This is a genomic window from Bradyrhizobium sp. ma5 (assembly GCF_042258955.1).
GTDB lineage: Bacteria > Pseudomonadota > Alphaproteobacteria > Rhizobiales > Xanthobacteraceae > Bradyrhizobium.
Map to the genome: position 1 here is coordinate 7,576,650 of NZ_CP170156.1, position 26,507 is coordinate 7,603,156.

The following is a 26,507-nucleotide window of genomic DNA, read 5'->3' on the forward strand; positions in this document are numbered from 1 at the left end:
GTCACCGCTTGCCTAGTGCAGCCATGACAAACCCATGTCGTTCCCAATAGCCCTTCCGACTTTCGAAACTGGATGCTGGAGCGCTGCGTCAACGCAATGGCGTCAAGCATTAGATTGGCCAGTGTCTTCCCCTTCAGGTGGCGAGCAGGCCGGCATCGCGTTTCCGGATCACGGGCGTCCGGGCGTGAGGCTGCGGCTCATGACGATGACAGCGCGACGCGTCCGCCATCGCAAAAGCGCAGGCCGCCACCTTGACGCCCGGCCCATCAAGACAATAAATGATGATCGTCATATAAAACGAACGCGCCGCCCGAGAAGTTTCGAGTCCGGCCATGCCGGCTCGCGGAAAAGCGCGACAGGAGGACCATGCGTCGAATCGTTGTGACGGGCCTGGGCACAGTGTCCCCGCTGGGCTGTGGCACCGAACTGGTGTGGTCGCGGCTGCTGGCGGGGCGGTCCGGGCTCAGTGCATTGCCTGATTGGGCCGCCGCGCTGCCGGCGCGCGTCGCTGGACAGGTGCCTGACAAGGCCGCCGATGCCGAGGGCGGGTTCGATCCGGATCTCGCGGCGCCGCGCAAGGACCAGAAGAAGATGGACCGGTTCATCCTGTTCGCGCTGCTCGCCGCAACGGAGGCCGTGGCGCAGGCCGGCTGGATGCCGGCCGAGGCGCATGCGCAGGAGCGCACCGCGACCGTGATCGCATCCGGCATCGGCGGGTTTCCCGCGATCGCGGACGCGGTGCGCACCGCGGCGACAAGCGGGCTGCGCCGGCTGTCGCCGTTCACCGTTCCCTCCTTCCTGGCCAATCTCGCGGCCGGGCACATCACGATTCGATACGGCTTCAAGGGGCCGATCGGCGCGCCGGTGACCGCCTGTGCGGCGAGCGTGCAGGCGATCGGCGACGGCGCGCGCCTGATCAGGTCGGGCGAGGCTGATGTGGCGATCTGTGGCGGCGCGGAGGCCTGCATCGATCCCGTGAGCCTCGGCGGCTTTGCGGCGGCGCGGGCGCTGTCGACGTCGTTCAACGACACGCCGACGCGGGCGTCGCGGCCGTTCGACCGCGACCGGGACGGCTTTGTGATGGGCGAAGGCGCCGGCGTGCTCGTGATCGAGGAGCTGGAGCATGCGCTGCGGCGCGGCGCGAGGCCGATCGCCGAGCTCATCGGCTACGGCACGACGGCGGACGCCTATCACATCACCGCGGGTCCCGAAGACGGCGACGGCGCGCGACGGGCGATGGAGGCGGCGCTGCGGCAGGCCGGGTTGCGGCCCGGCGATATCCAGCATCTCAACGCGCATTCGACCTCGACGCCGGTCGGCGATCTCAGCGAAATCGAAGCCATCAAGCGCGTGTTCGGGCGCGAGGGAAGGATTGCCGTCAGCGCGACCAAGTCGGCGACGGGACATCTGCTTGGCGCTGCCGGCGGCGTCGAGGCGATCTTCACGATCCTGGCGCTGCGCGACCAGGTCGCGCCGCCCACCCTCAACCTGGAGAACGCCGATCCGGCCGCGCAGGGCATCGACCTCGTCGCCAATTTCGCGCGGCCGATGGAAATCGAGCACGCGATCTCGAACGGTTTTGGATTTGGCGGCGTCAACGCCAGTCTGGTGTTTCGACGTTGGTCCTGAGGCGGCCGGCGGCTCGGCAAGGCGCAGCGCGTGCGCGAATTCGGGCGGGCGTTGCCGTCGGTCATCCGCCTCACGCCTTCGCCACGCTCGCATCGATCACGAGCCTGGCCACCGCGAGCGCCGACTGCGCCGGCCCTTCCTCCGACTGCTGGCCGGTGACGTAGATGCCTTCGATCAGCAGCAGCAGCGCATCGCCGAGCACCGCGGGGTGGCGCGCGCCCATGCCGGCTGCGAGCTCGCGCAGGCGTTTGCGAAACATCTTCTTGTGCGCTTCGGCGACCTGCCGCGCGGGATTGTCCCGCGCCGGATATTCCACGGTGGCATTGCTGAGGCCGCAGCCGCGATAGCCTTCGGCCACGGCGTTGGCCGACAGCACGCGGATATAGGCCAGCATATGCTCGCGCGGATCGTTGTATGATTTGCCGCCGGGCTTCTCGAACTTCTCCCAGAAGTTCGCCTCGTAGTCGCGCATGTAGGCGGCGGCGAGATCGTCCTTGGAGGCGAAGCTGCGATAGAGGCTCGGCTTGGTGACGCCGGCGCGGTCCACCACCTCGTCGACGCCGACGGCCCGGATGCCCTCGCGATAGAACAGCTCGGCCGCGGAGGCGCGGATCCGGTCGGCGGCGCGGACCGGGCGCTCCGCCGACGGTTCGACTGATTTCTTCATTGCAGCCATCCAGATCCTCCCAGCGCGACACGCTTGACAATGTTACTTACCGGTACGTATACACGGTCCATCGCAATACGTACCGGTAAGTAACATGCCAGACACTCCCATTCAAGCCGCCCCCACCTCGAGACGGCCGTTCGGCCAGAATTACGCGTTCGTCGTCGTCGCCGTGATCTTCCTTGCGCTGCTCGCGTCAGCCGGCCTGCGTTCAACGCCGGGCGTGCTGATGCTGCCCCTGCAAAAAGCCTTCGGCTGGGACGTCGGCGTGATCTCCTCATCCGCCGCGGTCGGCATCTTCCTCTACGGCCTCGCCGGCCCGTTCGCCGCGGCCGTGATGCAGCGCTTCGGCATCCGCCGCACGGTGCTGGGCGCGCTGGTGCTGATGTCGGCCTCGACCGGCATGAGCTATTTCATGACCGCGCCGTGGCAATTGTTCATGAGCTGGGGACTGCTCTCCGGCATCGGCTCGGGTGCCGTCGCCAACGTGCTCGGCGCCACCATCGTCAATCGCTGGTTCACCACCAATCGCGGCCTCGTCATGGGGCTGCTGACGGCAAGCACCGCGACCGGCACGCTCATCTTCATGCCGGGCCTCGCGGCGCTGGTGGAATGGGGCGGCTGGCAGCCGGTGGTGCTGACGGTGGCCGCATGCTGCGCGGCGCTGATTCCACTGGTGTATTTTCTGGTGCCCGAGCGGCCCGCCTCGGTCGGCCTGCGCTCGTACGGCAGCCAGCATGCCGATCATGCCGCGCCGCCGGCGCAAGGCAATCCGTTCACCGCCGCATTCAGCAACCTGGCGCGCGCGGCGAAGACGCGGGCGTTCTGGTTCCTGTTCGCCACCTTCTTCATCTGCGGCTTCACCACCAACGGCCTGGTCGGCACGCATCTGATCGCGTTCTGCGGCGACCATGGCATCGTCGAGGTGCAGGCGGCGAGCCTGCTCGCGCTGATGGGATTCTTCGACCTGTTCGGCACCACACTGTCGGGCTGGCTCACCGACCGTTTCGATCCGCGCAAGTTGCTGTTTCTGTATTACGGGCTGCGCGGCCTGTCGCTGATCTACCTGCCCTACTCGGATTTCTCGCTGGTCAGCCTGTCGGTATTCGCGGTGTTCTATGGTCTCGACTGGATCGCGACCGTGCCGCCGACGGTGCGCATCGCCAACGAGGCATTCGGCGACAAGAACGCGCCGCTGGTGTTCGGCTGGGTGGTGGCAGGCCATCAGCTCGGCGCCGCCTGCGCCGCGTTCTTCGCCGGCTTCGTGCGCTCGGCCCAGGGCGATTATCTGCAGGCCTTCATGATCGCAGGCTTGACCGGCATTGTGGCGGCCGTGCTGTCATTGATGATCACCCGACGCCCGGCGCAACCGGTCCTCGCCACGGCGTGAGCACGCGCCGATTGAGAAGCAGCCCGGCTTTCCGGCGGACGCGCAGGTCGCCCATTGCGAGTGGGAGTCCCCCGTCCGCCGGTTGGCTTCGAGGCAAAGCAGATATCAAACGGCTTGCAGACGCGGCCAAGGACCACCCGTTTGAGCCCGACTATTGCCCGACTATTCCTGGGACCCGTTGCGCAACCGAGGGCGATCTGCCAATTTTCAGCCTTTCATGGACGGGCGATCCACATCGCGGGGCATCTGACATGTCTGGTCACGTGAGGGCCAAGACCTGAGGCTATTTCACCCGCTTGTTGCAACTGCTTTTGGAACCCCGGATCGGACCTGGAGCGTTTGAAGAAGTCGGATGCCCGATACAGGCGAACCTCAAAAATCCAATTCGAACGCCTTGCAGCTCGCCTTCGCGCAGGCTGTCGCGCTGCATCAGCGGGGGCAGCTGACGGCAGCAGAGAAGATCTACGAAGACATGCTCCGACAGCAACCAGACAACTTCGATGCGCTGCATCTGTTGGGCCTGGTTTCCGCCCAGACCGGCCGCAGCGAGCGCGGCGTTGACCTGATCCGGCGAGCAATCAGGCTCAACGGCAACGTCGCGGACGCGCACAACAACCTCGGCAACACGCTACGCGATTTGCGTCGCTTCGACGACGCGCTCGCGAGCTTCGACAGGGCGACCGCGCTCAAGCCAAACCTTGCGCCTGCACTCTACAATCGCGGACTTACGCTCGCCGAGCTTGGACGCCACGAGGAGGCGCTCGCAAGCTACGATCGCGTGATCGCGCTCGTGCCCGAGCATGCAGATGCCCATCGAAACAGGGGCGCCGCGCTGAGAAAGCTGGAGCGGCTCGAGGAGGCCCTGGCGAGCCTGGACCGGGCGATCGCGCTGAAGCCCAACGATGGCGGTGCACACAACGATCGTGGCAACGTGCTCAATGACCTCGAAAGGTTCGATGATGCGCTCGCGAGCTACGACCGGGCGCCGGGACTGGCCGGCGCGTGTTACAACCGCGGCAACGTGCTGATCAAACTGGATCGTCTCGAAGAGGCAATTGCAGGTTTCGACAAGGCGATCGCGCTGCGGCCCGACTATGCCGAGGCCTACAACAACCGCGGCACGGCGCTGTTGAAGCTCATGCATCATGAGGCGGCGCTCGCCAGCATCGACAAGGCGATCCAGCACAAGGGCGACGATGCGGCTGCCTACGCCAACCGCGGCAAGGTTCTATCTACTCTGGCGCGCTATGACGAGGCACTCGCTGCCTATGACAGGGCCATCGCGCTCAAACCGGACCAGGCCGACATCGAAGGCTATCGTCTGCACGCCAAGTCCCACATGTGCGACTGGGTCGACTTCGATGCCGAGTGCAGCCAATTGATCGAGTCGATCAGGAAGCGGGACGCGACGACGCCGCCATTCCTGTTTTGTAGCGTTCCTTCATCGGTCACCGACCAACTGCTCTGCGCCACGCGATGGACCGCCAAGAATCATCCTCCGTCTGACAGACAGCGCTGGCGGGGCGAGCGCTACCATCACGATCGAATTCGGATCGGCTATTTCTCGTCGGATTTTTGCAACCACGCGACAGCGGTTTTGATGGCAGGAATGTTCGAGTGCCACGACCGGTCGAAATTCGAGACGGTGGCAATCTCATGGTCGCCCAACGACCCTACGGAGATGCGCCGTCGGCTGGAGGTGTCGTTCGATCGATTTGTCGAGGTCCGGGACATGAACGACGATGAGGTCGCCGACCTGATCAGACGATTGGAAATCGACATCCTGGTTGATTTGAAGGGCTTTACCGCGGGATCCCGCACCAGAGTGCTTGGCCGCCGGCCTGCCCCCATCCAAGTCAATTATCTGGGTTATCCGGGAACGCTCGGTGCTCCGTTCATCGACTACGTCATCGCCGACCGTACCGTGATCCCGGATCATCATCGCGAATTCTACAGCGAAAAGGTGGTCGCCCTGCCCAACAGCTATCAGGCCAACGACGACAACCGGGGCATTGCCGATCGCGTGTTTACGCGCGGCGAGGTCGGGTTGGCACCGACGGGCTTCGTGTTCTGTTGCTTCAACAATAACCACAAGATCACGCCTGAGATGTTCGATCGGTGGATGAGGATTCTCGGCCGCGTCGAGGGCAGCATGTTGTGGCTGCTCGAAGGCAACGCCCGCGCTGCCGCAAATCTGCGAAGAGAGGCTGTCACGCGTGGCGTCGCTGCGGAGCGCCTTGTGTTCGCACCGCGCCTGTCGATACCCGACCATCTCGCACGCCATCGCCTCGCCGGCCTGTTCCTCGACAGCACTCCCTACAACGCCCACACGACTGCCAGCGATGCGCTATGGGCCGGCCTGCCGGTGCTGACCATTCTCGGCGACACGTTTGCCAGCCGTGTCGCGGCGAGCTTGCTCCATGCGATCGGCCTGCCCGAGCTCATTGCGGAATCGCCGGAGGACTACGAGCGCATGGCGGTCGATCTCGCGACCGATCCTTCGAGGCTCGCTGCGCTCAAGACCAGGCTGGCGGCCAATCGGCTAACGGCACCGTTGTTCGACACCAGGCGGTTCACCCGGCATATCGAGGCCGCCTACACCGCGATGCATGAACGTCACGGGGCGGGCATGGCGCCGGACCATATCGTCGTCCCGGCGTGATCGTTGCTGCGTCCTGCCCTACTCGGACTTCTCGCTGGTCAGCCTGTCGGTGTTCGCAGTGTTCTATGGGCTCGACTGGATCGCGACCGTGCCGCCGACCGTGCGCATCGCCGACGAGGCGTTCGGCCACAAGAACGCACCGCTGGTGTTCGGCTGGGTGGTGGCAGGCCATCAGTTCGGCGCCGCCTGCGCCACGTTCTTCGCCGACTTCATGCGCTCGGCGCAGGGCGATTATCTGCAGGCCTTCATGATCGCCGGCGTCACGGGCATCGTCGCGGCCGTCCTGTCACTGATGATCACCCGGCGGCCGGCGCGAGCCGTGCTCGCCGCGGCGTGAGGATGTGCTGGAAGGACCAAGCGCAACTGAAACCATCAATCGTGGCGGAACTATTGGCCGCAGTCAGCATTGCTTACCATCAAGTTACGGGAAGGCAACGTCATGCATCTCTCCAATCAAGGTCTGCTCGTCATCCTCGTGGTCGGCGTCGTGGCTGGCTGGTTAGCAGGCAGGCTCATGGCGGGCGGCGGCTTTGGCCTGATCGGTGACCTGCTCGTCGGTCTGGTCGGTGCGTTCATCGGTGACTGGCTCATGCCGCAACTCGGTATCCACCTTGGCGTCGGCATCGTTGCACTGATCGTCAACGCCTTCATCGGAGCCGTTGTGCTTCTGCTGATCCTGCGATTGGTCGGGGGCGGTTTTGGCGGCAGGCGCCGCTGGATTTGACAATGCTTGCTGGCGACCGACTCGCGCGATCCTGAGCTGCCATGCCCCCTCCGTGGACTTGGTGGCTGGGAGAGCGACAGTGACCCCCCCGCTCAAAATCATATCGTGAGACGGGCTATTCTTTGGGAACAATACGAAGCAGCCAACCTTGCCTTTTCAGAAATGATCGCAAGAGTTGACCCAATGAACATTCTTCCTGTTGATCGCGCGCTAAGGATATACGGCGTGCTCGCCGACCGTTGCGAGACGAAGGGATCCCGTGAACAGCTTTCCCGATATCTGATGAAACTGTACATCGCTGGCGAGAGGGACCAGCACCGATTGACAGTGCACGGCATGTCGTACCTTCGCGACCTGGATCGGAGGATCGATTCCAGCAATTGAACGCGGAATTTGCTGGCCGCGACTAGCGCTTCTGCGCTGCACGCTGTGTCCGCAGGGAATTACGCCGCGTGATCCTGGCGATCGCAGCGCGGACGGCGTCTGCCCTTGTTTTTTGTTTCTTCAGTGGTGGCGTCTTCTGTTGTTCGCTGGCCGTTGGCGTCATCGCCAGCTGGTGAGTTGGCGCTGTCGAGCTATGCTCGATAGGCTGCATGCTCATTGGGCCAGCAGATGGTGATTTAAGCATCGGCATAAGGGATAACTCCTCCCGTGGAGTTAGTTTCAAAGGCCCCCAGGTTAAATGCGGAGGATCGCACTAGCTGAGTTTGGACAACACGCGCGTCTTGAACGCGTGTCGCGGCTATCTTCATCTGTTGCAAGTGACGTATCCCGGCGCCGACAATGGCGCATTTCTCACACACAGCTCACCCGCTCAGATCAGGCAGGAGCATGAAGCGCTCTCAGTCATCCGTTCGATGATGACCCTTCAATGATCCAGCGACCCGACTGTTCCAAGCCCCGGCGATTCTGATCACTTCGGCGGTTGAAGCTCGGAGGATCGCAGCCATTCGCTCAGATGCGATCCGGTTTCAGCCTGTCTGGCCTTCTTCAAAAGGGCTTCCCGGTCACGCCCAGGTGCGAGGACGTCAGCTTGTAGGCGGAGGCGCTGTGCCTCATCGGCTAGGCGGATCTCAAGCGATTGGGTCTGCTTAAATCGGTTTCGTTTCGTAGCCATTGCGCGGTTCCCTGTTTCTGTTGGGCGGGAGCGCAAAGCGGGCGTTCTCATCACCGATATAAGCCACGAGCCGGGCGGTGATGGGACATAAATTGCCAGACAGCCAAGGATGCGTTCTATATCGCACGTTATACTGTGGAACCTTATTCACCCACGTGAGAACCAAGGCAGCTGAGAAAATAATGCGAGACTAAAGTCTCTCTGGAGATAAGCCATAGCAGCTCCGTTGAAGGAGCGACAAAAATAGGCCCGGCTTCCGCCGGGCCTATTTTTACTCGTTACTTCTGCTGCTGACTCTTGGAGTGCGCCTCATCACTGTGCTGATGGGCGGCCTGCGAATGCTGCTTGGCAGCGGAGGCGTGCTCTTTGCCCTTGGCGTGATCGCCCTTGCCGTGATGGTCAGCGGCGGACCGGTGCGCCTTCGCTGCATTCTCGTGGTGTTCTGCAGCCTTGTTATGCTCGTCTCGTGCCATGGTGGTGTCCTTGTCGTTAGCTCCCAGCTGCCACCAAGTCCCCCATGGCGCCAGGGTTCCTCCGGTTAGGGCATCGCACAGAGTATGCTTCTCTCGCTCCAACAGGAGCAACGCCTATGCTGGAGCGATTGGACCCAAACGACGTATCAATATAGGCAGAATGCCGCCCATTCCAAAAAGTCAATCAGAGCACCAAAGGCCCGAAGCAGGCGTCTACGCGTCAACGCCGTCTTCAGCAGAAACCACAAGCCTGAAGAGCACCTTTTCCGACGCGTCGGTTACTTCCAGGCTCCAGTCGTGTCCCGGCTTCAGCTGGCCATCGAGATCCTTCAGGGTCTCCCCCGCCATCGTCGTGGCTTCCTTCCAGGCGGCGTGGCGATCCGAAAGCTCCTCCCCAACCTCGTCGCGGTTGGGGCCGTCATGATAGACATGAAAGAAATACAGCGGCATTTGGTATCCTCTGGCCACGCCTATTACGAAGGCCAACGTCAGCGTATCTGCCTCGTTCCCAACGATGCGCTCGACCGGGAACGAATTTGTCGGCGTTTGGAGCACGAGCGGGATCCATTCAGCCGGAGGATCGAAGAGGAGCATCGAGTACCAGATCAGTTGCTCGAAGAAATTACCCAGCCGGGCCGCCGCGCTGCCTAAGGATGGACAGTGGCGCCACCCGTGCCATCAAGTCAGAGCATTGCTCTACGCCCTGCGGCGAGCGGATCGGTCTTTCCGCTGCGACGACGCGGCCGATCACGACGACGTCTTCCGGGAAGATCAGATGATCTCGGCGCATCTGTCGCCGCTTGCGTAGTGGGTTCGCTGAGTGACGGATCGATTGGTCGAAGCGGCAGCGCCTTTCGAAAAGCCGCCGCTTCGAGCGCGACAAGGAACTGCCTTCCCTCTTCCGTGATTTCCCGGCCCGCATCATCGCGCAGCACGAACTTGGCCGAGAAAATATTCAGGTGCGGCGCGTGTTCGGCCAATCGCTTCATGCGATCGGTCCAGTCCCTTGCCGCTATTCATCAAGATTGCAACGGCGTGCCGCAGGTCGGCGACGGAGGCTCGCCCGGCAGATTGGCCGGCCAGCACTTTCAAGACGGTCAGTTGGAAGGACACTTCCACGTCTCCGGTCTGGCTGGCCACGGAGTATGGAAGAAATTGATTAATCGCCAGTCACGTGTGCGAAAAGCCTCGCAACGAAAGCTAACGATGACCGCTTGTGCGACAGCCGGTCCGGCCCGCCCGTTAACCGCAATGAGCAAGGTTAAGAACTGAATTGCGTTGCTGCCCCTCGGTCTACGACCAATCATCGTGCCAGCCCGCGGATTGGCGTCGGTCATGCGTATCGCGCGGTCAGGGGCCGCCGTTCTCCGGGAGAGACTGTGGCCCCGCCCAATCTGGCGCCCCGATGACAGACACCAGCTGCAAGAAAACCAGGATGCCCGGCGCAGAACGGCCTGTCAGGGTCGTGTTCGCTTGTGCGGACTGCAACGCAGTCCACGAAGCCAGCCAAATATCGCGGCCTGCGACTAACTACTTCAGATGCGAGCTATGCAACGGCATCGTTCTTCGGTGGACCAGTAGCTACGATTACGTACAGTGGAAGTCCTTTCCGAGAAGCTGGGGTGGACGTTGACCCTCTCGCGGCGCCTGCATAGACCAACTACGCCGATTTCGAACTTCGTTGCAGATAGTCAGCGTTGAAATCAGCAAGCGCTTCCAGTTCTCCGCGGTTCGGAAGCGTCACCATCTCTCCACGCCATTCTAACAGCCCTCGCCTCCGAAGGGCCTGCAACGTTCTGTTGGTATGAACTGTCGAAAGGCCACAAGCTGATCCAATATCTGCCTGCGTCAGCGGGAAAGCAAAGCTGCCCCTGTTGAGCAGGCCTACAAACTCAAGACGTACGGCAAGTTCGCAGAACAGTTGTGCAACGCGATGAAGGGCATCCAAGGCGCCGAGGTTGCCGACCCAATGCCGGAAGATTGCCGCGTCAATAAGTGTCTCGCGCCAGAACGTATGGACCAACGAGGGCTGCTTGTCGAACATCGCCCGCAGCGCCGCGTGCGGCACTGTCCCTACGATGCTTTGCCCGACGCTGATCAGATCGTGATCCATCGTCGGCAAGTACAAAGTCATCAAATCGGGAATGTCGCCCGGAACGTGCAGCGAAAGTATTTGGCTTCGATCACCGACGATTTTGCGGCGATATAGAAAGCCGCTAATGAGCACGACACAGGTAAACGCCCCGTCACCTTCCTTCAGAATGCTTTCTCGATCATCAAGCTTTCTGACGGTGTGAGGAAGTGCGTTCAATACAGCAAGCTCTTCCTGAGCAAGGCCAGAAACTGCCTGCAAGCGCGCGATCAGTCGTTGATGCATTGCGGGATCACGTGGTTGAGATAGTCGCAGTAGCGGTGCCGACGACCTCCGAGCCGTCTCTTATGTCGATCGTCAGACGGAACTCATGTCCGTCCCTTCCCTCGTCGAAGGCTGCATCGCCGAGAGCAGCAAAAGCCATCGCTCGTGCAGCGTCGAGACTTTCGAGTTCGTGCCCCGTTTCGTCGATCGCGGCTTCGCTGTCCGAGGGGCGATAATCGAAGAAATATCGTGTCATAATCCGCAACGTGCTAATTCCGCTTCCGTTCCTGGGTCACTTGCCGCCCCGCGTCGAGGAATGTCGATTGCCCATCGAGCGCAACTTCAGGATGGCCTGAAGAAGCGAGTCGTCTGCACGTGACCTAGCTACAGCGGATTTGAGACTTGCCTTGTTTGCCATAGCTCGACCGTGGCGGGCACCCCCGCCGGCCTTGATTCGTCTTCACACGATTGCTGAGCCATTGCGTGAGATGCAACGCGCAGCGCCGCATAGCGCGCCAAGGCGCAGGGACGGGCGCCATGCGGAATGGACGGCACGCAGGTCGCGGGAGCACGAATCGACGCTTTCCGAAGAAGCCACTCCACGCAGTCATCGATCGGACGGGATATCCTGGAAATGCGTCCAGCGATCCAGCCCGGTGGCGGAATTTCAGCGGTCATCTTCAACCGCTACGCGAAAACACGCTACGCCAAGGTGGCAGGATTGAACGTCTTAAGGCCGGATTTTCGCGCGTTCACCGGTCGCCAGCGTGCGTCATCTGTCGCTGATGTATATTCAACGCATATTCGACGTAAGCGGGTGCCGGGCCATTAAGAGATTGATTTTGTTGGCGCTCCCTAGGGGAATCGAACCCCTGTTTCAGCCTTGAGAGGGCCGCGTCCTAACCGCTAGACGAAGGGAGCGTTGAGAGGGAAGGCAATAGCCTCGAAATCGGCCTGCCGCAAGATGGCTTGTGCATTGCGGCGGGGATTTTGTCATCCATGCTTACCATGCCGTGCCTGCGATTTCGGCACGGAATCAGCCCCGAAACGCCCCCTGCGCCTTGCGGGGCCTCAGCACGCCGCACCCGCACGGACCAGTGCGGCCGCGCCGCGCGCATGATGGCCACCTGCGGATGTCATGTCTGCATCGTGCACGGCCCTGCTTTCGCCAAACGGAAATGCAAAACACCTGGCTGTGAAGTCACCCGGCGGCCTGCCTCTGCTAACATCGCAGCTCTTCACCATGCTGCGCCGGGCAAGGCGCTCGATACGCGAGAGGAGTGCTTGGAACAAAGCGCAGACGCTTTGACGTTAAGGCATTGGCGCACGGCAATTTGGCTCACGAATATCTTGGCAAAAACAAACATCAGCGCGGTCGCAGGCAATGGAAGATGTTCCGCCCTGTCCGCACCGGTCAACAGCTTAGGCAGAGCGAGGACAGACCATGATCAAGCTAAAAATCAACGGCCAGGAACAGAATTGGGACGGCGACCCGGATCTTTCGCTGCTGTGGTATCTGCGTGACGAAGCCGGCCTCACCGGCACCAAGTTCGGCTGCGGCCAGGCCCTGTGTGGCGCCTGCACCGTGATCATCGACAAGGAGGCGGTGCGCGCCTGCATCACCTCGGTCTCCGACGCGGCCGGCCGCGAGGTCACCACCATCGAGGGGCTGCACCCGACCGGCGACCATCCGGTGCAGAAGGCGTGGCGCCAGGTCAACGTTCCGCAGTGCGGCTACTGCCAGGCCGGTCAGATCATGCAGGCCGCGGCGCTGCTGGACCAGAACCCGAAACCCAATCACGACCAGATCCGCGAAGCCATGTCGGGCAATATCTGCCGCTGCGGCTGCTACCAGCGGATCGAGAATGCCGTCCATCTCGCATCGACGGGGGTGTGACATGAACATTCGCACCAATATCCCCACTAATTCTCGCAAGCTTCGCGGCTTCGAGAAGCACGTGAAGGTCGAGAACCTGTCGCGCCGCAGCATCCTCAAGGGTCTCGGCATCGCCGGCTCTTTCGTGCTCGCCGCACCCGTGATGACGCGCCAGGCGTTCGCCTATGAGACCGGCGCCGGCAAGATGCCGCACGGCGTCGTGGTCGATCCGCGCGTGTTCGTCGCGATCGCCCCCGACGGCGTCGTCACCATCCTGGCGCATCGCGCCGAGATGGGCACCGGCGTCCGCACCAGCCTGCCCTTGATCGTCGCCGAGGAAATGGAGGCCGACTGGTCGCGCGTCCATGTCCAGCAGGCGCATGGCGACGAGGTCAAGTTCGGCAACCAGGACACCGATGGGTCGCGCAGCACGCGGCACTATCTGATACCGATGCGCCAGATCGGCGCCTCCGCGCGTTCGATGCTGGAAGCCGCCGCCGCCAAGAAATGGGGCGTGCCGGTGACCGAGGTGAAAGCGCAGAACCACGAGGTGGTTCACAGCGCGAGCGGACGCAAGATCGGCTTCGGCGATCTCGCGGCCGACGCGGCCAAGGAGTCGGTGCCAAGTATCGAAGGCCTCAAGCTGAAGGACCCGAAGGACTTCCGCTATCTCGGCAAGGGCCAGGTCTCGATCGTCGACCTGCACGACATCACCACCGGCAAGGCGCATTACGGCGCCGACACCCGGCTGCCCGGCCTGAAATACGCTGTCATCGCCCGTCCGCCGGTCACCGGCGGCAAGGTGAAGTCGTTCGATGACAGCGCGGCGATGAAGGTGCCCGGAGTCGAGAAGGTGATGGAGGTCAAGGGCTGGCCCTGGCCGTCAAAATTCCAGCCGCTCGGCGGCGTGGCCGTGATCGCGCGCAACACCGGTGCCGCGATCAAGGGCCGCGACGCGCTGAAGATCGTCTGGGATGACGGCGCCAACGCCAAGTACGACTCCGTCACGTATCGTGCGTCCCTGGAAGAAGCCGCGCGAAAACCCGGGCTCATTGTGCGCAAGGAAGGCGACGTCGATGCGGCCTTGAAGAGCGCCGACAAGGTGATAACAGGCGAATATTATCTGCCGCATCTCGCCCATGTCAGCATGGAGCCGCCGGTCGCGGTTGCCGACGTCAAGGGCGACAAGGCCCAGATCTGGGCGCCGGTGCAGAGCCCCGGCGGCACCCGCGAGGACGTCGCCAAGACGCTCGGCATCCCCGAGGACAATGTCACCGTCAACGTGACGCTGCTCGGCGGCGGTTTCGGCCGCAAGTCGAAATGCGATTTCGCGCTCGAGGCGGCATTGCTGTCGAAGGAACTCGGCGCGCCGGTCAAGGTGCAGTGGACCCGTGAGGACGACGTCCATCACGACTTCCTGCACACCGTCTCCGTGGAACGGATCGAGGCCGGTCTCGACAAGAGCGGCAAGGTGATTGCGTGGCGGCACCGCAGTGTGGCGCCGACCATCGCCTCGACTTTCGCGGCCGGCGCCAACCACGAAGCGCCGTTCGAACTCGGCATGGGCCTGATCGACAACCCGTTCGAGATCGCCAATCTGCAGTGCGAAAATCCGGAAGCGGCCGCGTTCACGCGGATCGGCTGGTTCCGCTCGGTGTCCAACATCCCGCGCGCCTTCGCGGTGCAATCCATGGTCGGAGAAATCGCGCATGCGACGGGCCGCGACCAGAAGGAGATGCTGCTGGAGCTGATCGGATCGCCCCGGATCGTCAACCTGTCCTCGGTGAAGGATCCCTGGAACTACGGCGAGCCCTATGACAGCTACCCGATCGACACCGCGCGGCTGCGCAAGGTGGTCGAGCTGGTCGCCGAAAAGGGCGAGTGGGGCCGGACCGTGCCGAAAGGCCATGGCCTCGGCATCGCGGTGCATCGCTCCTTCGTCAGCTACATCGCGACCATCGTCGAGGTGGCTGTCGACGACAAGGGCAAGCTCACGGTGCCACGGGTCGACACCGCGATCGATTGCGGCACATACGTCAATCCGGAACGGATCGCCTCGCAGATCGAAGGCGCCGCGATCATGGGGCTGAGCCTCGCCAAATATGGCGAGATCAGCTTCAAGGACGGCAAGGTGCAGCAGAGCAATTTCGACGATTTCCCGGTGATCCGGATCGACGAGTCGCCTGGGATCACCAACGTCTACATCGTGCCGCCCGGAGCAGACACCCCGCCGAGCGGCGTCGGCGAACCCGGCGTGCCGCCGTTCGCGCCGGCGCTGAGCAACGCGATCTTTGCCGCCACCGGAAAACGCATCCGCGCCCTTCCGATCGGCAAGCAGCTGGAGACCTGAGACAGGAACGTTAGCTGGAGCGGGCCGTTCTCATCGGTCACATGGAGAGACCGATGAGAACCCTACCTCGAACATTCAGGACGCTCGCGGCAACCTTGTCCGCGGGCGTCTTGCTTTTTGCGACACAGGCGGCGTTCGCGCAAACCGCCTCGCCGCCGAGCACGACCGCGACGCGTCCGGCCAAGGTACTGCCGGACCAGACCTCAGTTCCGAGCAATGCGCCGCCCGCGACCACCGGCCAAACCACCGGTGAGGCCAGCCGTGATCCCACGATCAAGAAGATGAACGAGGACGAGAAGCAGAAGGTCGACACCAAAGGCAAGTAACGAGAAGCGGACCGGGAAGCGGCGGGCTCCCCCCTCGCCGCTTCCCGATCGCATCGCCCCCTATCGGTGAGAAGCGCTTCCTGAAGCTTCGGTTCTGAATCAACAGAACCGAAGCTTTGGTTGTGCCTTACTTCTTGTCGAGCGCGAACACCCAGATCACGCCGCCTTGCGGGACGTTGTTCTCGAAGCCCGCGACCTTGCCGGCCAGCGCGTCCTGGATGCGCTGCGCGTCGACGCCCCAGCCCGACTGGACCGCGATGTATTGCGTGCCATCGACCTCATAGGACATCGGCATCGCCATGATGCCGGAGTTGGTCTTCTGCTCCCACAACAACTCGCCGGTCTTGGCATTGAAGATGCGGAAGGCGCGGTCGTTGGTGCCGCCGGCGAGAACGAGATCGCCCGCAGTGGCCGTCACCGCGCCGAACAGCTGCGACGTCTTGTAGTCATGCTGCCAGACCTTCTTGCCGGTGGCTGGATCCCACGCCTGCAACTCGCCGAAATGATCGGCATTGGGTGCGGGCGTCAGTCCGATGTCCTCCGGCTTGGTGCCGAGCCAAAGCTGGCCGGGAACCAGCGGCTGCTTCTCGCCGGTAAAGCCGCCGCAGAAGTTTTCGTTGGCGGGAACGTAGACGAGCTTGGTGTTCGGGCTATAGGCCGCCGACGGCCAGTCCTTGCCGCCCCACAGCGACGGGCAGAACTCGACCCGCTTGCCGAGCACGGGCTTGTGGTCGGGATCGAGGATCGGCCGGCCGGTCTCGGCCTCGATGCCCTTCCAGACATTGGTCTTCACGAACGGCCAGCCGGCGACATAGTTGATCTTGTCCGGCTTGCGCTCCAGCACCCAGAAGATCGCATCGCGCCCCGGATGAACCAGGCTCTTGAACGACTTTCCGTCGCGCTGCATGTCGATCAGCATCGGCGCATCGACCTCGTCCCAGTCCCAGGAATCGTTCTGGTGATACTGGAAGTGGGTCTTGATCTTGCCGCTGTCGGGATCGAGCGCGATCACCGAACTGGTGTAGAGATTGTCGCCGGCATGCATCGAGCCGGGCCACGGCGCGGCGTTGCCGACGCCCCAATAGACCGTCTTGGTGTCCTTGTCGTAGGTGCCGGTCATCCAGGCCGATCCGCCGCCCGACTTCCAATCGTCGCCGCTCCAGGTCTCGTGACCGGGCTCGCCTTCGCCGGGGATGGTGAAGGTGCGCCAGAGCTCCTTGCCGCTGTTGGCGTCGTAGGCGACGACATAGCCGCGTACGCCGAACTCGCCGCCGGAGCCGCCGACGATCACCTTGCCGTCGACCACCAGCGGCATCAGCGTCAAATACTGTCCCTTCTTGTAGTCCTGGACCTTGGTGTCCCAGACCACCTTGCCGGTCTTGGCGTCGAGCGCGACGACGTGATCGTCGGTGGTGGCGAGATAGAGCTTGTCCTCCCACAGGCCGACGCCGCGGCTGGTCGGATGCAGCTGGAACAGATCGTCGGGAAGCTGCCGCTTGTAGCGCCAGTACTCGTCGCCGGTCCTGGCGTTGAGCGCGATCACCTGCCCCATCGGGGTTGCGACGAACATCACGCCGTTGTTGACGATCGGCGGCGCCTCATGGCCTTCGATGACGCCGGTCGAGAAGGTCCAGGCCGGCTTGAGGTCCTTGACGTTGGATGTGTTGATCTGGTTGAGCGGACTGAAACCCTGTCCGTCATAGGTCCGGCGATAGAGCATCCAGTTGCCGGGTTCGGGATTTTCGAGACGCGCAGAGGTGACGGAACTGTAGTTTTCGATCGGCCCTGCGACGGCGTAGGTCGAAATAAGGCACGTGAATGCGACACAACTCGACAGTAACCACTGCTTGCTTGTCATGAGATGCTACCTCCCTGCTCTGTTTTGTTTTTTAGGTCGTGCAGAAATCCCGATGCGGCCTCATCCTCCCTGCTGAGCACCCACCTTTCCGACGAATGGCGCTGCGACCGTGATCGCGCCGTCGGCAACCGTCAGCGGCAAGGCCGCGAGGCGACGTGGCGCCGGCCCGAACACGACCTGCGCATTCTGCCGCGGATCGTATTCGGAGTTGTGACAGAGGCATTTCAGAACGTTCTTGTCGCCCTGATCTTGCTTCAACCAGGCGGTGATCGGACATCCGGCATGCGTGCAGATGACCGAGTAGCAGACGATGCCGTCAGGTGCGCGGGCGCGCGTGGCATCGTCGAGTTCGCTCGGATCGAGCTTGACGAGCACGACCTCGTTGAGCCGCGAACCCTTGCGGACGACGGAACTCTTCGGATCCTGCGGCCAAGCGCGAATGGGCGGTCCGCCGAGCTTCAGATCATCCGACTTGATGACCTGGCCGGCCTTGTCGCCTTCGGCGCGGACCAGCACGTCGGCCTTTTGTGGTCGCTCACTGGCACCGGGCTGATCTTCATCGTCGGCGGCCGCGGGCTCGATCGCGGCGAGACAGGCGCAGCCCGCCAGTGCCGTCAGCAGCGCGCGACGCGTCGGGTCCGCGTACGAACCCGATGCATCGGATTCAACTCTCTGTTCGCTGGAAGCGCTGGGGTTGGACTCCGACATGGCGCAAGCTGAGCGTGCAACTCGGCCGAAAAGATGGCGGCACACCTTCTCGATGCGCGAACGCATGCGCAAAAAACATGCTGCAGCTTTTGGTTGATCGACTGCGCCGCTTCGCGATTGCTGCGATCAGGGCTCGTTGACGAAGCTCAGCCTGCCGACAGGTTTCAGTGTCTTTGCATCAAATGTGCGGATCTCTGTTGCACCGCCTATATCAAGCGTGAGCACCAGCCGCTCGCCGGCGACGCCGGTTGCGACGATACGGGCGCCCTTCGGCAGCGCAGCAGTGACATCGGATACGGAAACGGGGCTTCCCTCGCTGCGATAAAGGCGGTAGCCGATGGCAATCAACACGACGGCCACGGCCAACGCCGAGGTCAGGCCCGCGATCAGCATCATGCGCCGCACCCGCGCGATCAGCGCGGCCTGGTCGGGGGTCGGTTCGGTCACAGCGGTGTCGGTCATCACAAGGCTCTATATCTTTGCAACAGGTCGATTTGAATCAGGTTTCTTCGAATGGCGGTCGGAAGCTGGAGGTCATCGTCGCAGGCGACGAGGGCTCGGCCCGGCTTGACCGCGTGCTCGCGCAGCGCACTCCGGAGCTGTCGCGGTCCCGGCTGAAGGCGCTGATCCTCGCCGGTTCCGTGACCGTCAAGGACGCCGTCGTCCGCGACCCCGCTTATCATGTCGCCAACGGCGATACGATCATAATCGACGTCCCGGAGGCGGTGCCCGCCGAGCCTCAGGGCGAGGATATCGCGCTCGATATCGTGTTCGAGGACGACGACATCATCGTCATCAACAAGCCCAGGGGCCTCGTCGTGCATCCCGCGGCCGGCCACGCCTCGGGAACGCTGGTCAACGCGCTGGTCGCGCATTGCGGCTCCAGCCTGTCGGGCATCGGCGGGGTCAAGCGGCCGGGCATCGTGCACCGCCTCGACAAGGACACCACGGGACTGATGGTGATTGCCAAGAACGACCAGGCCCATCAGTCGCTGACCGCGCAATTCGCCGACCACGGCCGCACCGGGGCGATGGAGCGCGGCTACATGGCGTTCGCGTGGGGTGTACCGAACCGGCCGCATGGCACGATCGACGCGCCGATCGACCGCCACCCGCATGCCCGCGAGAAAATGGCCGTCCGCCAGGGCGGCCGCGAGGCGGTCACCCATTTCGACGTGCGCGAGAGCTTTGCCGGCCGCGACGGCAAGCCGGTCGCCTCGCTCCTGGCCTGCCGGCTCGAGACCGGGCGGACCCATCAGATCCGGGTGCACCTCGCCCATCTCGGCCATCCCCTGATGGGCGACAGCGTTTATGGCGCGCACTTCAAGACCAAGGCCGGACAGCTCGGTCCGGAAGGTAAGCACGCACTTACCGCGCTCGACCGCCAGGCCCTGCACGCCTATCTGCTGGCTTTGGAACATCCCCGCACCGGGGAACTTTTACACTGGGAGTCGGCTTTGCCGGAGGATTTGCTTCTCCTGCAGCGGGCGCTGGCAGCGGCGGTATGACGCACCCTCCCCGGAAAAGCTCCGTTATGACAACAGGTTATACCTGCCACACGGGGACGTGACGTCAGCAATCCTTCCCTATCACGGACAGTTTGGTGTATGTTGCACCTGCGTTGAATATCCAACGCGGAACATCGCAGCATGGCCGGCTTTAACCCAGCGGCCACCTGCCGGGCCCGCCGCTATCGGGGGCCTGAACCACTGGAGGGCGCAAGTAATGGCCCGTACAGCTACGTTGCCGGTCCTCAATGGAGAATCCGGCCTTTCACGTTACCTCGCCGAGATCCGCAAGTTCCCCATGCTGGAGCCCCAGCAGGAGTACATGCTCGCCAAGCGTTGGCGCGAGCATGACGATCGCGACGCGGCGCATAAGCTCGTCACCAGCCATCTCAGGCTCGTGGCCAAGATTGCCATGGGCTATCGCGGCTACGGCTTGCCGATCTCCGAGGTCGTCTCGGAAGGCAATGTCGGCCTGATGCAGGCGGTGAAGCGATTCGAGCCCGAGAAGGGCTTCCGTCTCGCCACCTACGCCATGTGGTGGATCAAGGCGTCAATACAAGAGTACATTCTGCGTTCCTGGTCGCTCGTCAAGATGGGCACCACCGCGAACCAGAAGAAGCTGTTCTTCAACCTGCGCAAGGCGAAGAGCAAGATCTCCGCGCTGGAAGAGGGTGATCTCCACCCCGACCAGGTGAAGCTGATTGCCAAGCGCCTCGGCGTGACCGATCAGGACGTGGTCGACATGAACCGCCGCCTCGGCGGTGACGCGTCGCTCAACGCCCCGATCCGCGACGACGGCGAAGCCGGCGAATGGCAGGACTGGCTGGTCGACAACTCGCCCAACGCCGAAGCCTTGATGGCCGAGAGCGAGGAGTTCGATCATCGCCGCCAGGCCCTGAACGGTGCGATCGGCGTGCTCAACCCGCGCGAACGCCGCATCTTCGAGGCGCGGCGTCTGGCCGATGAGCCGATGACGCTGGAAGACCTCGCCGCCGAGTTCGGCGTGTCGCGCGAGCGCGTGCGGCAGATCGAGGTCCGCGCGTTCGAGAAGGTGCAGTCGGCCGTCAAGGGCACGATCGCCCGGCAGGAAGCTGCACTCGAAGCCGCGCACTGATCGCGCGGCGGCAAGCCAACAGACACGAAAGCCGGCGGCAACGCCGGCTTTTTTGTTTTTGTCTGGTGGATGGATGGCGCGCAGCGATACCCATCATCATCCTGCGCGCTCCTGGCCACGTCGGCTAGGGGGCAAATGCTGACATGCAGGTGGTGCCGGCGCGCTGGCGCTTCAAAGGCAGCACTGGTCGCGTCTCACGATCGCCCCGCTACCCCTTCTGGGTAAGCAACGTTTGCAGGACAACGCAGTTTTCTATTCGTCAGGATTTTGCACTTTACATCCTGGGGCTAGAGGCAACGCTGCCCGCGTGTATTTTAAGCGGGCGGCGTTGTGCCCTGGTCGTAACCGGTGTGCGGCAAGATGCACCCGGCCGAGACAAGGCTCGACAAGTGAGAAGCGATCAGCATCGCGAAGCTTGTCTCCTATGAGGAGCGCGTGAATGCCGGAAGTATCGCTGAGCCATGAGCCGGCCGGCCGCTAAGCTCCAGCGCACTCCCAAGCCCCGGCGGAGCGTCTCGCTGAAGATTCGCCGGAAGCGTCCCGATCTCCAGAGACTGCTCTAAGCGCCTCGCGTTGCCGTAGTCGTCATCAGACTTTCAAGCTCTCTGACGGCCGCTTCTTCGGTGACGCCGTCGACAACGGCAACCTCTCCCGACAGGCGCTCGAGCGCAGCCGTATAGAGCTGTCGTTCGCTGTAGCTTTGGCTGGAATTGAACTCCGGCCGATAGAGATCGCGCATCGCTTCTGCGATGGCGAGAATATCTCCCGACTTGATCTTGCTCTCATATTCCTGAGCAAGCCGGGACCAATTACCGCGCGCTCTGCGAGGCGCTTGACTCAGGATACTTCGCGCTTGCTGGATGGCCGCCGGATCGGAAAGCTCGCGCATCCCGACGCTTGCCGCCTTTCTTGTAGGAACTCGCAGCGTCATTTTGCTCTTCGCAAAATAGACGACAAAGAACTCAAGCTGAGCTCCTGCCACCGCTTGTTCCTCGATCGCGACAATCTGGCCGACGCCGTGAGCCGGGTAGACGATCAGATCAGTTGCCTTGAATCCAAAGCGCGTCTCGATGCAACGGCTCCCACTCGTTTGATCGACGGAGGGTACCGGTATGGAATGCGCTGGATTTGAACGATTGGATTGCGATTGACCGCTAAAATTCATTTCGTGATTTACCCCGCAGCTCGAGGAATTGGCTCCACCGCCATTTCCCGCTGTGATCAATCAGTACGTCAGAACCAAAATGCTCGACTCAAAATCACTAATTGCAGTCCCTCACTAATAGGCCGCGAGCGAGAGCGCCGCCACGAGAAATGCGATCAGCTGACATTCCCTTCGATAGCTGTGGTTTCCTGGCAACTTGTTCCCTATCGAGGAATCGACGGAGTTCGTTTGGGTCAAAAGGCGATGCCCGGTGGCAGCTTCAGAAATCTGCTGCGGGCGATAGTTCTTGCGCCGCAAGACTTCCAGAAAAATGAAGGGCCAATCAAAACGTCCGCCCGGAGTGTCACTGTTACTTGCAGCCGCGGCAAATCGTAAGCTTGCTCTTTAGCTTGTCATCGTCGCCGGGATCTACCGATTGGTGATCAGAGACACGATCAGCTTCCTGATCGGGCGCGGGATGCTTTGCCCGGTGCGACTTGGCGGGTCGCGTCGGCCGGCTTGACGTGTCGTCCTCGATGCCGACGCTAAAGCCATCGTAATCGGTGACAGGTCTAGCCGACGGCCGCGACCTGTCGATCACTTGTGGCTGCGAAACGCTGTCGGGCTCTAACGGCGTGTGCTCGACAGTGGCAGATCGTGGGGCAGTCGGGCGTGGCGGCAAATCTTTAGCGGCACGGGGCGCCGAATTCTTAGCGGTCGCCGGCGATGGCCAGACGCTGTTGGTTGCGGCCGTGGATGCCGTTGCCTCATTCGACGGCGGCGGCGCAATCGAAAGCGGAGGAGAAAGCGAGGTCTGACATCGCGCGCCGTCTTGTGACCAAACTCCCGCCGCCAACAAACCAAGGGCAAACAGTGTTGCGTTCTTCATAACCCGTCCTGCAAATCATTTGGAATGAAAACATTGATCACGTGGCTCCGATCGCCACGCTTCGGCAAAAATTCCACATCTGACATGGCGGTCAAAATTGACGAAAGTGGGGAGCCGTGGGCGGATACAGGCGCGCTTCGGCCCACCCTCGCTGCTCGCCCGAGGCGCTCCCGGTCATGTCGGCCAAAGGCCAGAAGCAGCCGCGCTGCCTATCGGGTTGAGGGCGTCCCCTCGCTCGGTGGACACTCCCGATAGCTGAAGCGCTCGATCAGCACGCGACCTTCCAGCGTATGGAATGCATCGCTATCCATATGATGGCCTTCGAGCAGATAGCGCCGCAATCCTTCGTCATACTGGGAAAGTAGCGCACGGCTCGCACGCGTATCGGGACCGGTGCGGTTTTCCGCAAGGTCGTGGCCGGCGTGAAACATCAGTTGAGCATCTCGCTGAACACAGACATTCCGGATGCCGAGGAACATCGTGCAAGCTGATTTGCAAATCCCTTCGATGCGAAATTCGTCGCTGCTCGCGTTGTATTGACGAACGATCTTCAAGAAGTCCGGAATGTAACCACCGTCGGCAAACGGCAAGGACGACCCTGCCGACCACGCAGGGGAAGCCAAAGCGCACAGTATCGCGGCGCAAATCCAAAACCATCGAAGCATCGAGGGCCCCCAAGTTCGATGACCACCCATAGCCTGATCGAACGCGACCGAGCAACGAACGTCGGCGTCGGGTCAAAGCCGCTCATGGCGACCGAACCGGGGGACTTGCGGTCCACCCCGAAGAGCCGAACGTTTCATTTTTCGGCCAGCATGGGGGCAGCTTGTGCCGGAAGCACGATGACTTTCGCGCCGACCTTCACCCGATCATAGAGGTCCATGACGTCGTCATTGGTCAGCCGAATACAGCCGGACGACACCCGCTTCCCGATCGTGTCGGGCTTGTTGGTGCCGTGGATTCGATATTCGGTATCGCCCAGATACATCGCCCGGGCGCCGAGCGGATTGCCGGGACCGCCTGCCATGAACCGCGGCAGATAAGGCTGGCGCGAAATCATCTCTGCCGGCGGACGCCAGTCCGGCCATTCTGTCTTGCGGGCCACGGTCTGTTCGCCGGACCATGTGAAACCTTCGCGGCCGACGCCGATGCCGTAGCGCATCGCCTGCCCGTCGTTCAGAACGAGATAAAGGAATGTGTTTCCGGTATCGATGACGACAGTGCCCGGCGTCTGGTGACTGGCGTAATCAACCACCTGCCGAACAAATCTTCCGGGAGCGTCAGCGGCTTTTGGTGTTTCGATCCGGAGCGCGGGCGCTGGGACCGGAATTGGAACCGGAGCTGGCGCTGGTGCCTGCACCGGCGCCGCTACGTGAACAGGAGCCGATGGCGCAGGACTGGATGGCGCCGGGACCTGGTGCGCGGCTTGCTTCCGTACCGGTTGAACGCTCGCCGGCCGCCACAGCAGACCGTACCCCAATGCGACAGCCGCCACGGCGCCAATTGCAACTCTTCCCGCCACCGGCAGCGCGAGCGCTTCAGTCTTCTTACGTTTGGCCCGCTTTGCCATGTCTTTCCCCCGATCCCTGTGCTTCGAACAGGTACCCAGCAAATTTTAACAAGCTTCGAAGCGATTTCGCTCAGGCCGAAAATCGCCAAGCGTCGTTAACGCCGGAGCTTGTTCTGGAAAGGCCCAGTGAGAGCGGGGAACCCGGTACTCGGCGGCGTCAAGCCGGGCGATGACGACTATATGCTGGGCCGAGTGTCCTCGTCCAAGCATGACGACGACCCGCCCTACTCGCCCCACTCTCGCGCCATGGTCGCGAGCGCGCAGCCTTCGCAATAGCGGGCATCCTTGAAGTCGATCCAGTTGTGCGCATAGACGTGGTCGAGCGGAATGCCGTAACGCGCGCGCAGCACCTTCACCAATACGCGCCATGCGGTGATCTGCGCGTCGGTAGGTCCCTTGGTGACGTCGGGATAGTTGCCGGCAAACTCGACGCCGATCGAGGTGTCCTTGTTCACCTGGCGATAGGTCTTGCTGTTGTCGACATACTTGTTGTCGTTGCGGTCGGCGCCGTCGGTGTGGGTCGGGACCAGATTGTCGGCGACCGCCCAATAGACCGTGCCGTCGGTCTCGACCCAGACCATCACGCCGCGACGCGTCGGGTTCTTGTGCTGCTCCGTGGCGCCATTTCGCGCCGAGCCGGCCGGGCCTTCGGTCTGGTGCACGATGATGTTGCGCCAGGGATGCGATTTGGCGACGTCGCCCCAGGGCGACAGCCAGACCATCTTCAGACCGGGGATCTCGGGCGTGCCCTGCGATCGCGCGATGGTCGCGAGATCGGGGCCTTCGGCTGCTACGGCGGAGGACAGGACGAGCGCAAGGAGTGCGGTGAGCAGGCGAGGCATCACGGAAATATCCATCGCCCCTCGTAGCATGCTCAGGCGCGCTGGCGCAGGCTCGCCTTCACCAGCTGGACCATCTCGGGCGGCAGCTTCGGCTCATAGGTCGCATAGCCGTTCTTGCCGCCCTTCTTGGCATCGTAGAGCGCGTGGTCGGCGGCGGCGACCAGCCGGTCGGGATGCAGGCCGATCTCGCGGGTCCATTGCGCGATGCCGATCGAGACCGCGATCGGAATGTCGTTGCCGGTGCACTGCTCGGCATCGGCGCGGCAGACCTCCAGCACGCGGCGGGCAATCATCGCGCCCTCGCGCAGCGTCGAGGACGGCAGCACGATGCAGAACTCGTCGCCGCCGGTGCGGGCCAGCATGTCGCCCGGGCGGAGCCTTGTCTGGGCCATCAACGTGAAGTGCTGCAGGCAGGCGTCGCCGGCGGCGTGGCCATGGGTGTCGTTGATGCCCTTGAAGCCGTCGAGATCGATCACCAGCAGCGCGAAGGCTTCGCCGTTGCGGTCGGAGCGCGCGCATTCCTCGGTCAGCCGCTGCAAGAGATGGCGGCGGTTGCCGACGCCGGTGAGATCGTCGAGCAGCGCGAGGTCGGCGACCTCGTTGCGCAGCCGGTCGATCGCCATCAGCAGGAAGCCGAAATTGAGCGCCATCGACAGGAATACCATCAGCAGGATCACCAGCGACTGGCTCGCATTGAAGCGAACGAAGGTGAACTCGCCCGGCTCCAGCACGGCGCCGACGAGGCGCAGCGCGTAAATGCCGATCAGCACCAAGGCCACTATTCCGGCAAGCCGCGCGCCGGGGCTGACGCGGCCGTTCTCGGGCGAAAGCAACAGCTTCAGCGTCAGCGCAAGCGGCGTGACCTGGGCGATGGTGTAGACCAGGATGCGCATCGGCATGCTGTTGTAGGCAAAGATGAAGACGCCAAGGCCGACGAAAGCGAGTGCGGTGGACAGCGCGGTGCTGCGCCAGCCGACCGGCTTGCCGTAGAAGCGCTCGATGCCCATCGCGGCGAGGCCAGCGGCGAACACCATCAGCGTCCCCGCCGCGAGCAGCGGCAGCAGCGAGTCCGTCATCATCACGCGGAGCATCGCGCAGGCGGCGCCGGCGGACGCGACGAAGGCGGACGCGGTCCAGAACCGCGCCGCGCCGAAAGCCGGATAGCTGCGCGCGACATAGGCCCAGATCAGGCCGAGCGCGAGAAAATTGATAACGAATACCGTCCAAAGCGTCGGAACGCTCAACATCGCCCCTGTTCGAGGCCCGTATCGGCCTCGCCTCTTCTGAAATGACCGTCCGCCCCT

Annotated in this window: 25 protein-coding genes, 1 tRNA gene and 1 pseudogene; 11 read left to right on the plus strand and 16 right to left on the minus strand. The window is 62.7% G+C overall.

Translation table 11 applies throughout. The features are described 5' to 3' along the window. Positions 1-133: 133 nt before the first annotated feature. Positions 134-334, minus strand: coding sequence for a hypothetical protein (locus ACE103_RS35665; protein ID WP_375776838.1), 201 nt, complete (start codon positions 332-334; stop codon positions 134-136). Positions 335-366: 32 nt separating this feature from the next. Between ACE103_RS35665 and fabF the strand changes: the two genes are divergently transcribed. Beyond that, the gene (fabF, locus tag ACE103_RS35670; RefSeq protein WP_375776839.1) at positions 367-1,629 is read left to right on the plus strand and encodes a beta-ketoacyl-ACP synthase II; all 1,263 of its coding nucleotides are present in this window, start codon (positions 367-369) and stop codon (positions 1,627-1,629) included. Positions 1,630-1,699: 70 nt separating this feature from the next. On the opposite strand, the gene ACE103_RS35675 is transcribed toward fabF, so the two are convergent. Beyond that, entirely contained in the window at positions 1,700-2,296 is a 597-nt protein-coding gene (locus ACE103_RS35675) for a TetR/AcrR family transcriptional regulator (protein WP_375776840.1), read from the minus strand. Positions 2,297-2,390: 94 nt separating this feature from the next. On the opposite strand from ACE103_RS35675, the gene ACE103_RS35680 reads away from it, so the two are divergent. The 4 genes and pseudogenes from ACE103_RS35680 (at position 2,391) to ACE103_RS35695 (ending at position 7,072) form a co-directional block, all read left to right on the plus strand. Then, positions 2,391-3,686 carry an MFS transporter gene (locus ACE103_RS35680; RefSeq protein ID WP_375776841.1) on the plus strand — a complete coding sequence of 432 codons (1,296 nt, stop codon included), beginning with the start codon at positions 2,391-2,393 and terminating at the stop codon, positions 3,684-3,686. A 394-nt stretch (positions 3,687-4,080) separates the two neighbouring features. After that, the gene (locus tag ACE103_RS35685; protein ID WP_375776842.1) at positions 4,081-6,348 is read left to right on the plus strand and encodes a tetratricopeptide repeat protein; all 2,268 of its coding nucleotides are present in this window, start codon (positions 4,081-4,083) and stop codon (positions 6,346-6,348) included. Positions 6,349-6,361: 13 nt separating this feature from the next. After that, a pseudogene (locus ACE103_RS35690) lies at positions 6,362-6,685 on the plus strand (MFS transporter); the annotation flags it as partial. A gap of 102 nt (positions 6,686-6,787) precedes the next feature. Beyond that, positions 6,788-7,072 (plus strand): GlsB/YeaQ/YmgE family stress response membrane protein, encoded by a 285-nt coding sequence (locus ACE103_RS35695; RefSeq protein ID WP_223977598.1) that lies wholly within the window; start codon positions 6,788-6,790, stop codon positions 7,070-7,072. A 1,395-nt stretch (positions 7,073-8,467) separates the two neighbouring features. Here the strand turns inward: ACE103_RS35695 and ACE103_RS35700 are convergent. The 5 genes from ACE103_RS35700 to ACE103_RS35720 form a co-directional block, all read right to left on the minus strand. After that, positions 8,468-8,662 (minus strand): hypothetical protein, encoded by a 195-nt coding sequence (locus ACE103_RS35700; RefSeq protein ID WP_375776843.1) that lies wholly within the window; start codon positions 8,660-8,662, stop codon positions 8,468-8,470. A 213-nt stretch (positions 8,663-8,875) separates the two neighbouring features. Continuing rightward, complete coding sequence (locus ACE103_RS35705) at positions 8,876-9,256, minus strand: DUF6894 family protein (protein ID WP_223977218.1); 381 nt, start codon at positions 9,254-9,256, stop codon at positions 8,876-8,878. 89 nt (positions 9,257-9,345) lie between these two features. Next, the gene (locus tag ACE103_RS35710; RefSeq protein WP_375776844.1) at positions 9,346-9,651 is read right to left on the minus strand and encodes a hypothetical protein; all 306 of its coding nucleotides are present in this window, start codon (positions 9,649-9,651) and stop codon (positions 9,346-9,348) included. 671 nt (positions 9,652-10,322) lie between these two features. Next, positions 10,323-11,039 carry a Crp/Fnr family transcriptional regulator gene (locus tag ACE103_RS35715; RefSeq protein WP_375776845.1) on the minus strand — a complete coding sequence of 239 codons (717 nt, stop codon included), beginning with the start codon at positions 11,037-11,039 and terminating at the stop codon, positions 10,323-10,325. A 7-nt stretch (positions 11,040-11,046) separates the two neighbouring features. Further along, the gene (locus ACE103_RS35720) at positions 11,047-11,274 is read right to left on the minus strand and encodes a DUF6894 family protein (protein WP_223977212.1); all 228 of its coding nucleotides are present in this window, start codon (positions 11,272-11,274) and stop codon (positions 11,047-11,049) included. Between the two features lie 288 nt (positions 11,275-11,562). On the opposite strand from ACE103_RS35720, the gene ACE103_RS35725 reads away from it, so the two are divergent. Next, the gene (locus tag ACE103_RS35725) at positions 11,563-11,850 is read left to right on the plus strand and encodes a hypothetical protein (RefSeq protein WP_375776846.1); all 288 of its coding nucleotides are present in this window, start codon (positions 11,563-11,565) and stop codon (positions 11,848-11,850) included. A 14-nt stretch (positions 11,851-11,864) separates the two neighbouring features. On the opposite strand, the gene ACE103_RS35730 is transcribed toward ACE103_RS35725, so the two are convergent. After that, positions 11,865-11,939 (minus strand) — tRNA-Glu (locus tag ACE103_RS35730). A gap of 523 nt (positions 11,940-12,462) precedes the next feature. Between ACE103_RS35730 and ACE103_RS35735 the strand changes: the two genes are divergently transcribed. From ACE103_RS35735 to ACE103_RS35745, 3 genes are read left to right on the plus strand one after another with little or no spacing between them, the layout of a single operon-like run. Next, positions 12,463-12,915 carry a (2Fe-2S)-binding protein gene (locus tag ACE103_RS35735; protein ID WP_074130888.1) on the plus strand — a complete coding sequence of 151 codons (453 nt, stop codon included), beginning with the start codon at positions 12,463-12,465 and terminating at the stop codon, positions 12,913-12,915. Position 12,916: 1 nt separating this feature from the next. Next, positions 12,917-15,244: a molybdopterin cofactor-binding domain-containing protein gene (locus tag ACE103_RS35740; protein WP_375776847.1), complete on the plus strand. Its 2,328-nt coding sequence runs from the start codon at positions 12,917-12,919 to the stop codon at positions 15,242-15,244. 53 nt (positions 15,245-15,297) lie between these two features. Next, positions 15,298-15,570 (plus strand): hypothetical protein, encoded by a 273-nt coding sequence (locus tag ACE103_RS35745; RefSeq protein ID WP_375776848.1) that lies wholly within the window; start codon positions 15,298-15,300, stop codon positions 15,568-15,570. A 127-nt stretch (positions 15,571-15,697) separates the two neighbouring features. On the opposite strand, the gene ACE103_RS35750 is transcribed toward ACE103_RS35745, so the two are convergent. From ACE103_RS35750 to ACE103_RS35760, 3 genes are all read right to left on the minus strand, one after another. Then, entirely contained in the window at positions 15,698-17,428 is a 1,731-nt protein-coding gene (locus ACE103_RS35750) for a methanol/ethanol family PQQ-dependent dehydrogenase (RefSeq protein ID WP_375776849.1), read from the minus strand. Between the two features lie 60 nt (positions 17,429-17,488). Next, positions 17,489-18,136: a ubiquinol-cytochrome c reductase iron-sulfur subunit gene (locus ACE103_RS35755; protein ID WP_375776850.1), complete on the minus strand. Its 648-nt coding sequence runs from the start codon at positions 18,134-18,136 to the stop codon at positions 17,489-17,491. 126 nt (positions 18,137-18,262) lie between these two features. After that, positions 18,263-18,598 carry a hypothetical protein gene (locus ACE103_RS35760; RefSeq protein WP_050402671.1) on the minus strand — a complete coding sequence of 112 codons (336 nt, stop codon included), beginning with the start codon at positions 18,596-18,598 and terminating at the stop codon, positions 18,263-18,265. Between the two features lie 65 nt (positions 18,599-18,663). Between ACE103_RS35760 and ACE103_RS35765 the strand changes: the two genes are divergently transcribed. Continuing rightward, entirely contained in the window at positions 18,664-19,644 is a 981-nt protein-coding gene (locus tag ACE103_RS35765; RefSeq protein ID WP_375781254.1) for an RluA family pseudouridine synthase, read from the plus strand. 217 nt (positions 19,645-19,861) lie between these two features. After that, positions 19,862-20,758, plus strand: a complete 897-nt coding sequence (gene rpoH / locus ACE103_RS35770) for an RNA polymerase sigma factor RpoH (protein WP_021077401.1) — start codon at positions 19,862-19,864, stop codon at positions 20,756-20,758. A gap of 559 nt (positions 20,759-21,317) precedes the next feature. Here the strand turns inward: rpoH and ACE103_RS35775 are convergent. The 5 genes from ACE103_RS35775 to ACE103_RS35795 all read right to left on the minus strand — a co-directional run bounded on the left by ACE103_RS35775 (position 21,318) and on the right by ACE103_RS35795 (position 26,450). Beyond that, positions 21,318-21,923, minus strand: coding sequence for a CarD family transcriptional regulator (locus ACE103_RS35775; protein ID WP_375776851.1), 606 nt, complete (start codon positions 21,921-21,923; stop codon positions 21,318-21,320). 1,077 nt (positions 21,924-23,000) lie between these two features. Continuing rightward, the gene (locus ACE103_RS35780) at positions 23,001-23,381 is read right to left on the minus strand and encodes a hypothetical protein (RefSeq protein WP_375776852.1); all 381 of its coding nucleotides are present in this window, start codon (positions 23,379-23,381) and stop codon (positions 23,001-23,003) included. Between the two features lie 209 nt (positions 23,382-23,590). Continuing rightward, entirely contained in the window at positions 23,591-24,361 is a 771-nt protein-coding gene (locus ACE103_RS35785; protein WP_375776853.1) for a L,D-transpeptidase, read from the minus strand. Between the two features lie 224 nt (positions 24,362-24,585). Continuing rightward, positions 24,586-25,203 (minus strand): N-acetylmuramoyl-L-alanine amidase, encoded by a 618-nt coding sequence (locus ACE103_RS35790; RefSeq protein ID WP_375776854.1) that lies wholly within the window; start codon positions 25,201-25,203, stop codon positions 24,586-24,588. Between the two features lie 32 nt (positions 25,204-25,235). Continuing rightward, complete coding sequence (locus tag ACE103_RS35795) at positions 25,236-26,450, minus strand: GGDEF domain-containing protein (protein ID WP_375776855.1); 1,215 nt, start codon at positions 26,448-26,450, stop codon at positions 25,236-25,238. Positions 26,451-26,507 lie beyond the last annotated feature (57 nt).

Coding starts and splice junctions, on each gene's coding strand:
- ACE103_RS35665 (WP_375776838.1), bottom strand. CDS start 334: ATGGCCGGACTCGAAACTTCTCGGGCGGCGCGTTCGTTTTATATGACG.
- fabF (WP_375776839.1), top strand. CDS start 367: ATGCGTCGAATCGTTGTGACGGGCCTGGGCACAGTGTCCCCGCTGGGC.
- ACE103_RS35675 (WP_375776840.1), bottom strand. CDS start 2,296: ATGAAGAAATCAGTCGAACCGTCGGCGGAGCGCCCGGTCCGCGCCGCC.
- ACE103_RS35680 (WP_375776841.1), top strand. CDS start 2,391: ATGCCAGACACTCCCATTCAAGCCGCCCCCACCTCGAGACGGCCGTTC.
- ACE103_RS35695 (WP_223977598.1), top strand. CDS start 6,788: ATGCATCTCTCCAATCAAGGTCTGCTCGTCATCCTCGTGGTCGGCGTC.
- ACE103_RS35700 (WP_375776843.1), bottom strand. CDS start 8,662: ATGGCACGAGACGAGCATAACAAGGCTGCAGAACACCACGAGAATGCA.
- ACE103_RS35705 (WP_223977218.1), bottom strand. CDS start 9,256: ATGCTCCTCTTCGATCCTCCGGCTGAATGGATCCCGCTCGTGCTCCAA.
- ACE103_RS35710 (WP_375776844.1), bottom strand. CDS start 9,651: ATGAAGCGATTGGCCGAACACGCGCCGCACCTGAATATTTTCTCGGCC.
- ACE103_RS35715 (WP_375776845.1), bottom strand. CDS start 11,039: ATGCATCAACGACTGATCGCGCGCTTGCAGGCAGTTTCTGGCCTTGCT.
- ACE103_RS35720 (WP_223977212.1), bottom strand. CDS start 11,274: ATGACACGATATTTCTTCGATTATCGCCCCTCGGACAGCGAAGCCGCG.
- ACE103_RS35725 (WP_375776846.1), top strand. CDS start 11,563: ATGGACGGCACGCAGGTCGCGGGAGCACGAATCGACGCTTTCCGAAGA.
- ACE103_RS35735 (WP_074130888.1), top strand. CDS start 12,463: ATGATCAAGCTAAAAATCAACGGCCAGGAACAGAATTGGGACGGCGAC.
- ACE103_RS35740 (WP_375776847.1), top strand. CDS start 12,917: ATGAACATTCGCACCAATATCCCCACTAATTCTCGCAAGCTTCGCGGC.
- ACE103_RS35745 (WP_375776848.1), top strand. CDS start 15,298: ATGAGAACCCTACCTCGAACATTCAGGACGCTCGCGGCAACCTTGTCC.
- ACE103_RS35750 (WP_375776849.1), bottom strand. CDS start 17,428: ATGACAAGCAAGCAGTGGTTACTGTCGAGTTGTGTCGCATTCACGTGC.
- ACE103_RS35755 (WP_375776850.1), bottom strand. CDS start 18,136: ATGTCGGAGTCCAACCCCAGCGCTTCCAGCGAACAGAGAGTTGAATCC.
- ACE103_RS35760 (WP_050402671.1), bottom strand. CDS start 18,598: ATGACCGACACCGCTGTGACCGAACCGACCCCCGACCAGGCCGCGCTG.
- rpoH (WP_021077401.1), top strand. CDS start 19,862: ATGGCCCGTACAGCTACGTTGCCGGTCCTCAATGGAGAATCCGGCCTT.
- ACE103_RS35775 (WP_375776851.1), bottom strand. CDS start 21,923: ATGAATTTTAGCGGTCAATCGCAATCCAATCGTTCAAATCCAGCGCAT.
- ACE103_RS35785 (WP_375776853.1), bottom strand. CDS start 24,361: ATGGCAAAGCGGGCCAAACGTAAGAAGACTGAAGCGCTCGCGCTGCCG.
- ACE103_RS35790 (WP_375776854.1), bottom strand. CDS start 25,203: ATGCCTCGCCTGCTCACCGCACTCCTTGCGCTCGTCCTGTCCTCCGCC.
- ACE103_RS35795 (WP_375776855.1), bottom strand. CDS start 26,450: ATGTTGAGCGTTCCGACGCTTTGGACGGTATTCGTTATCAATTTTCTC.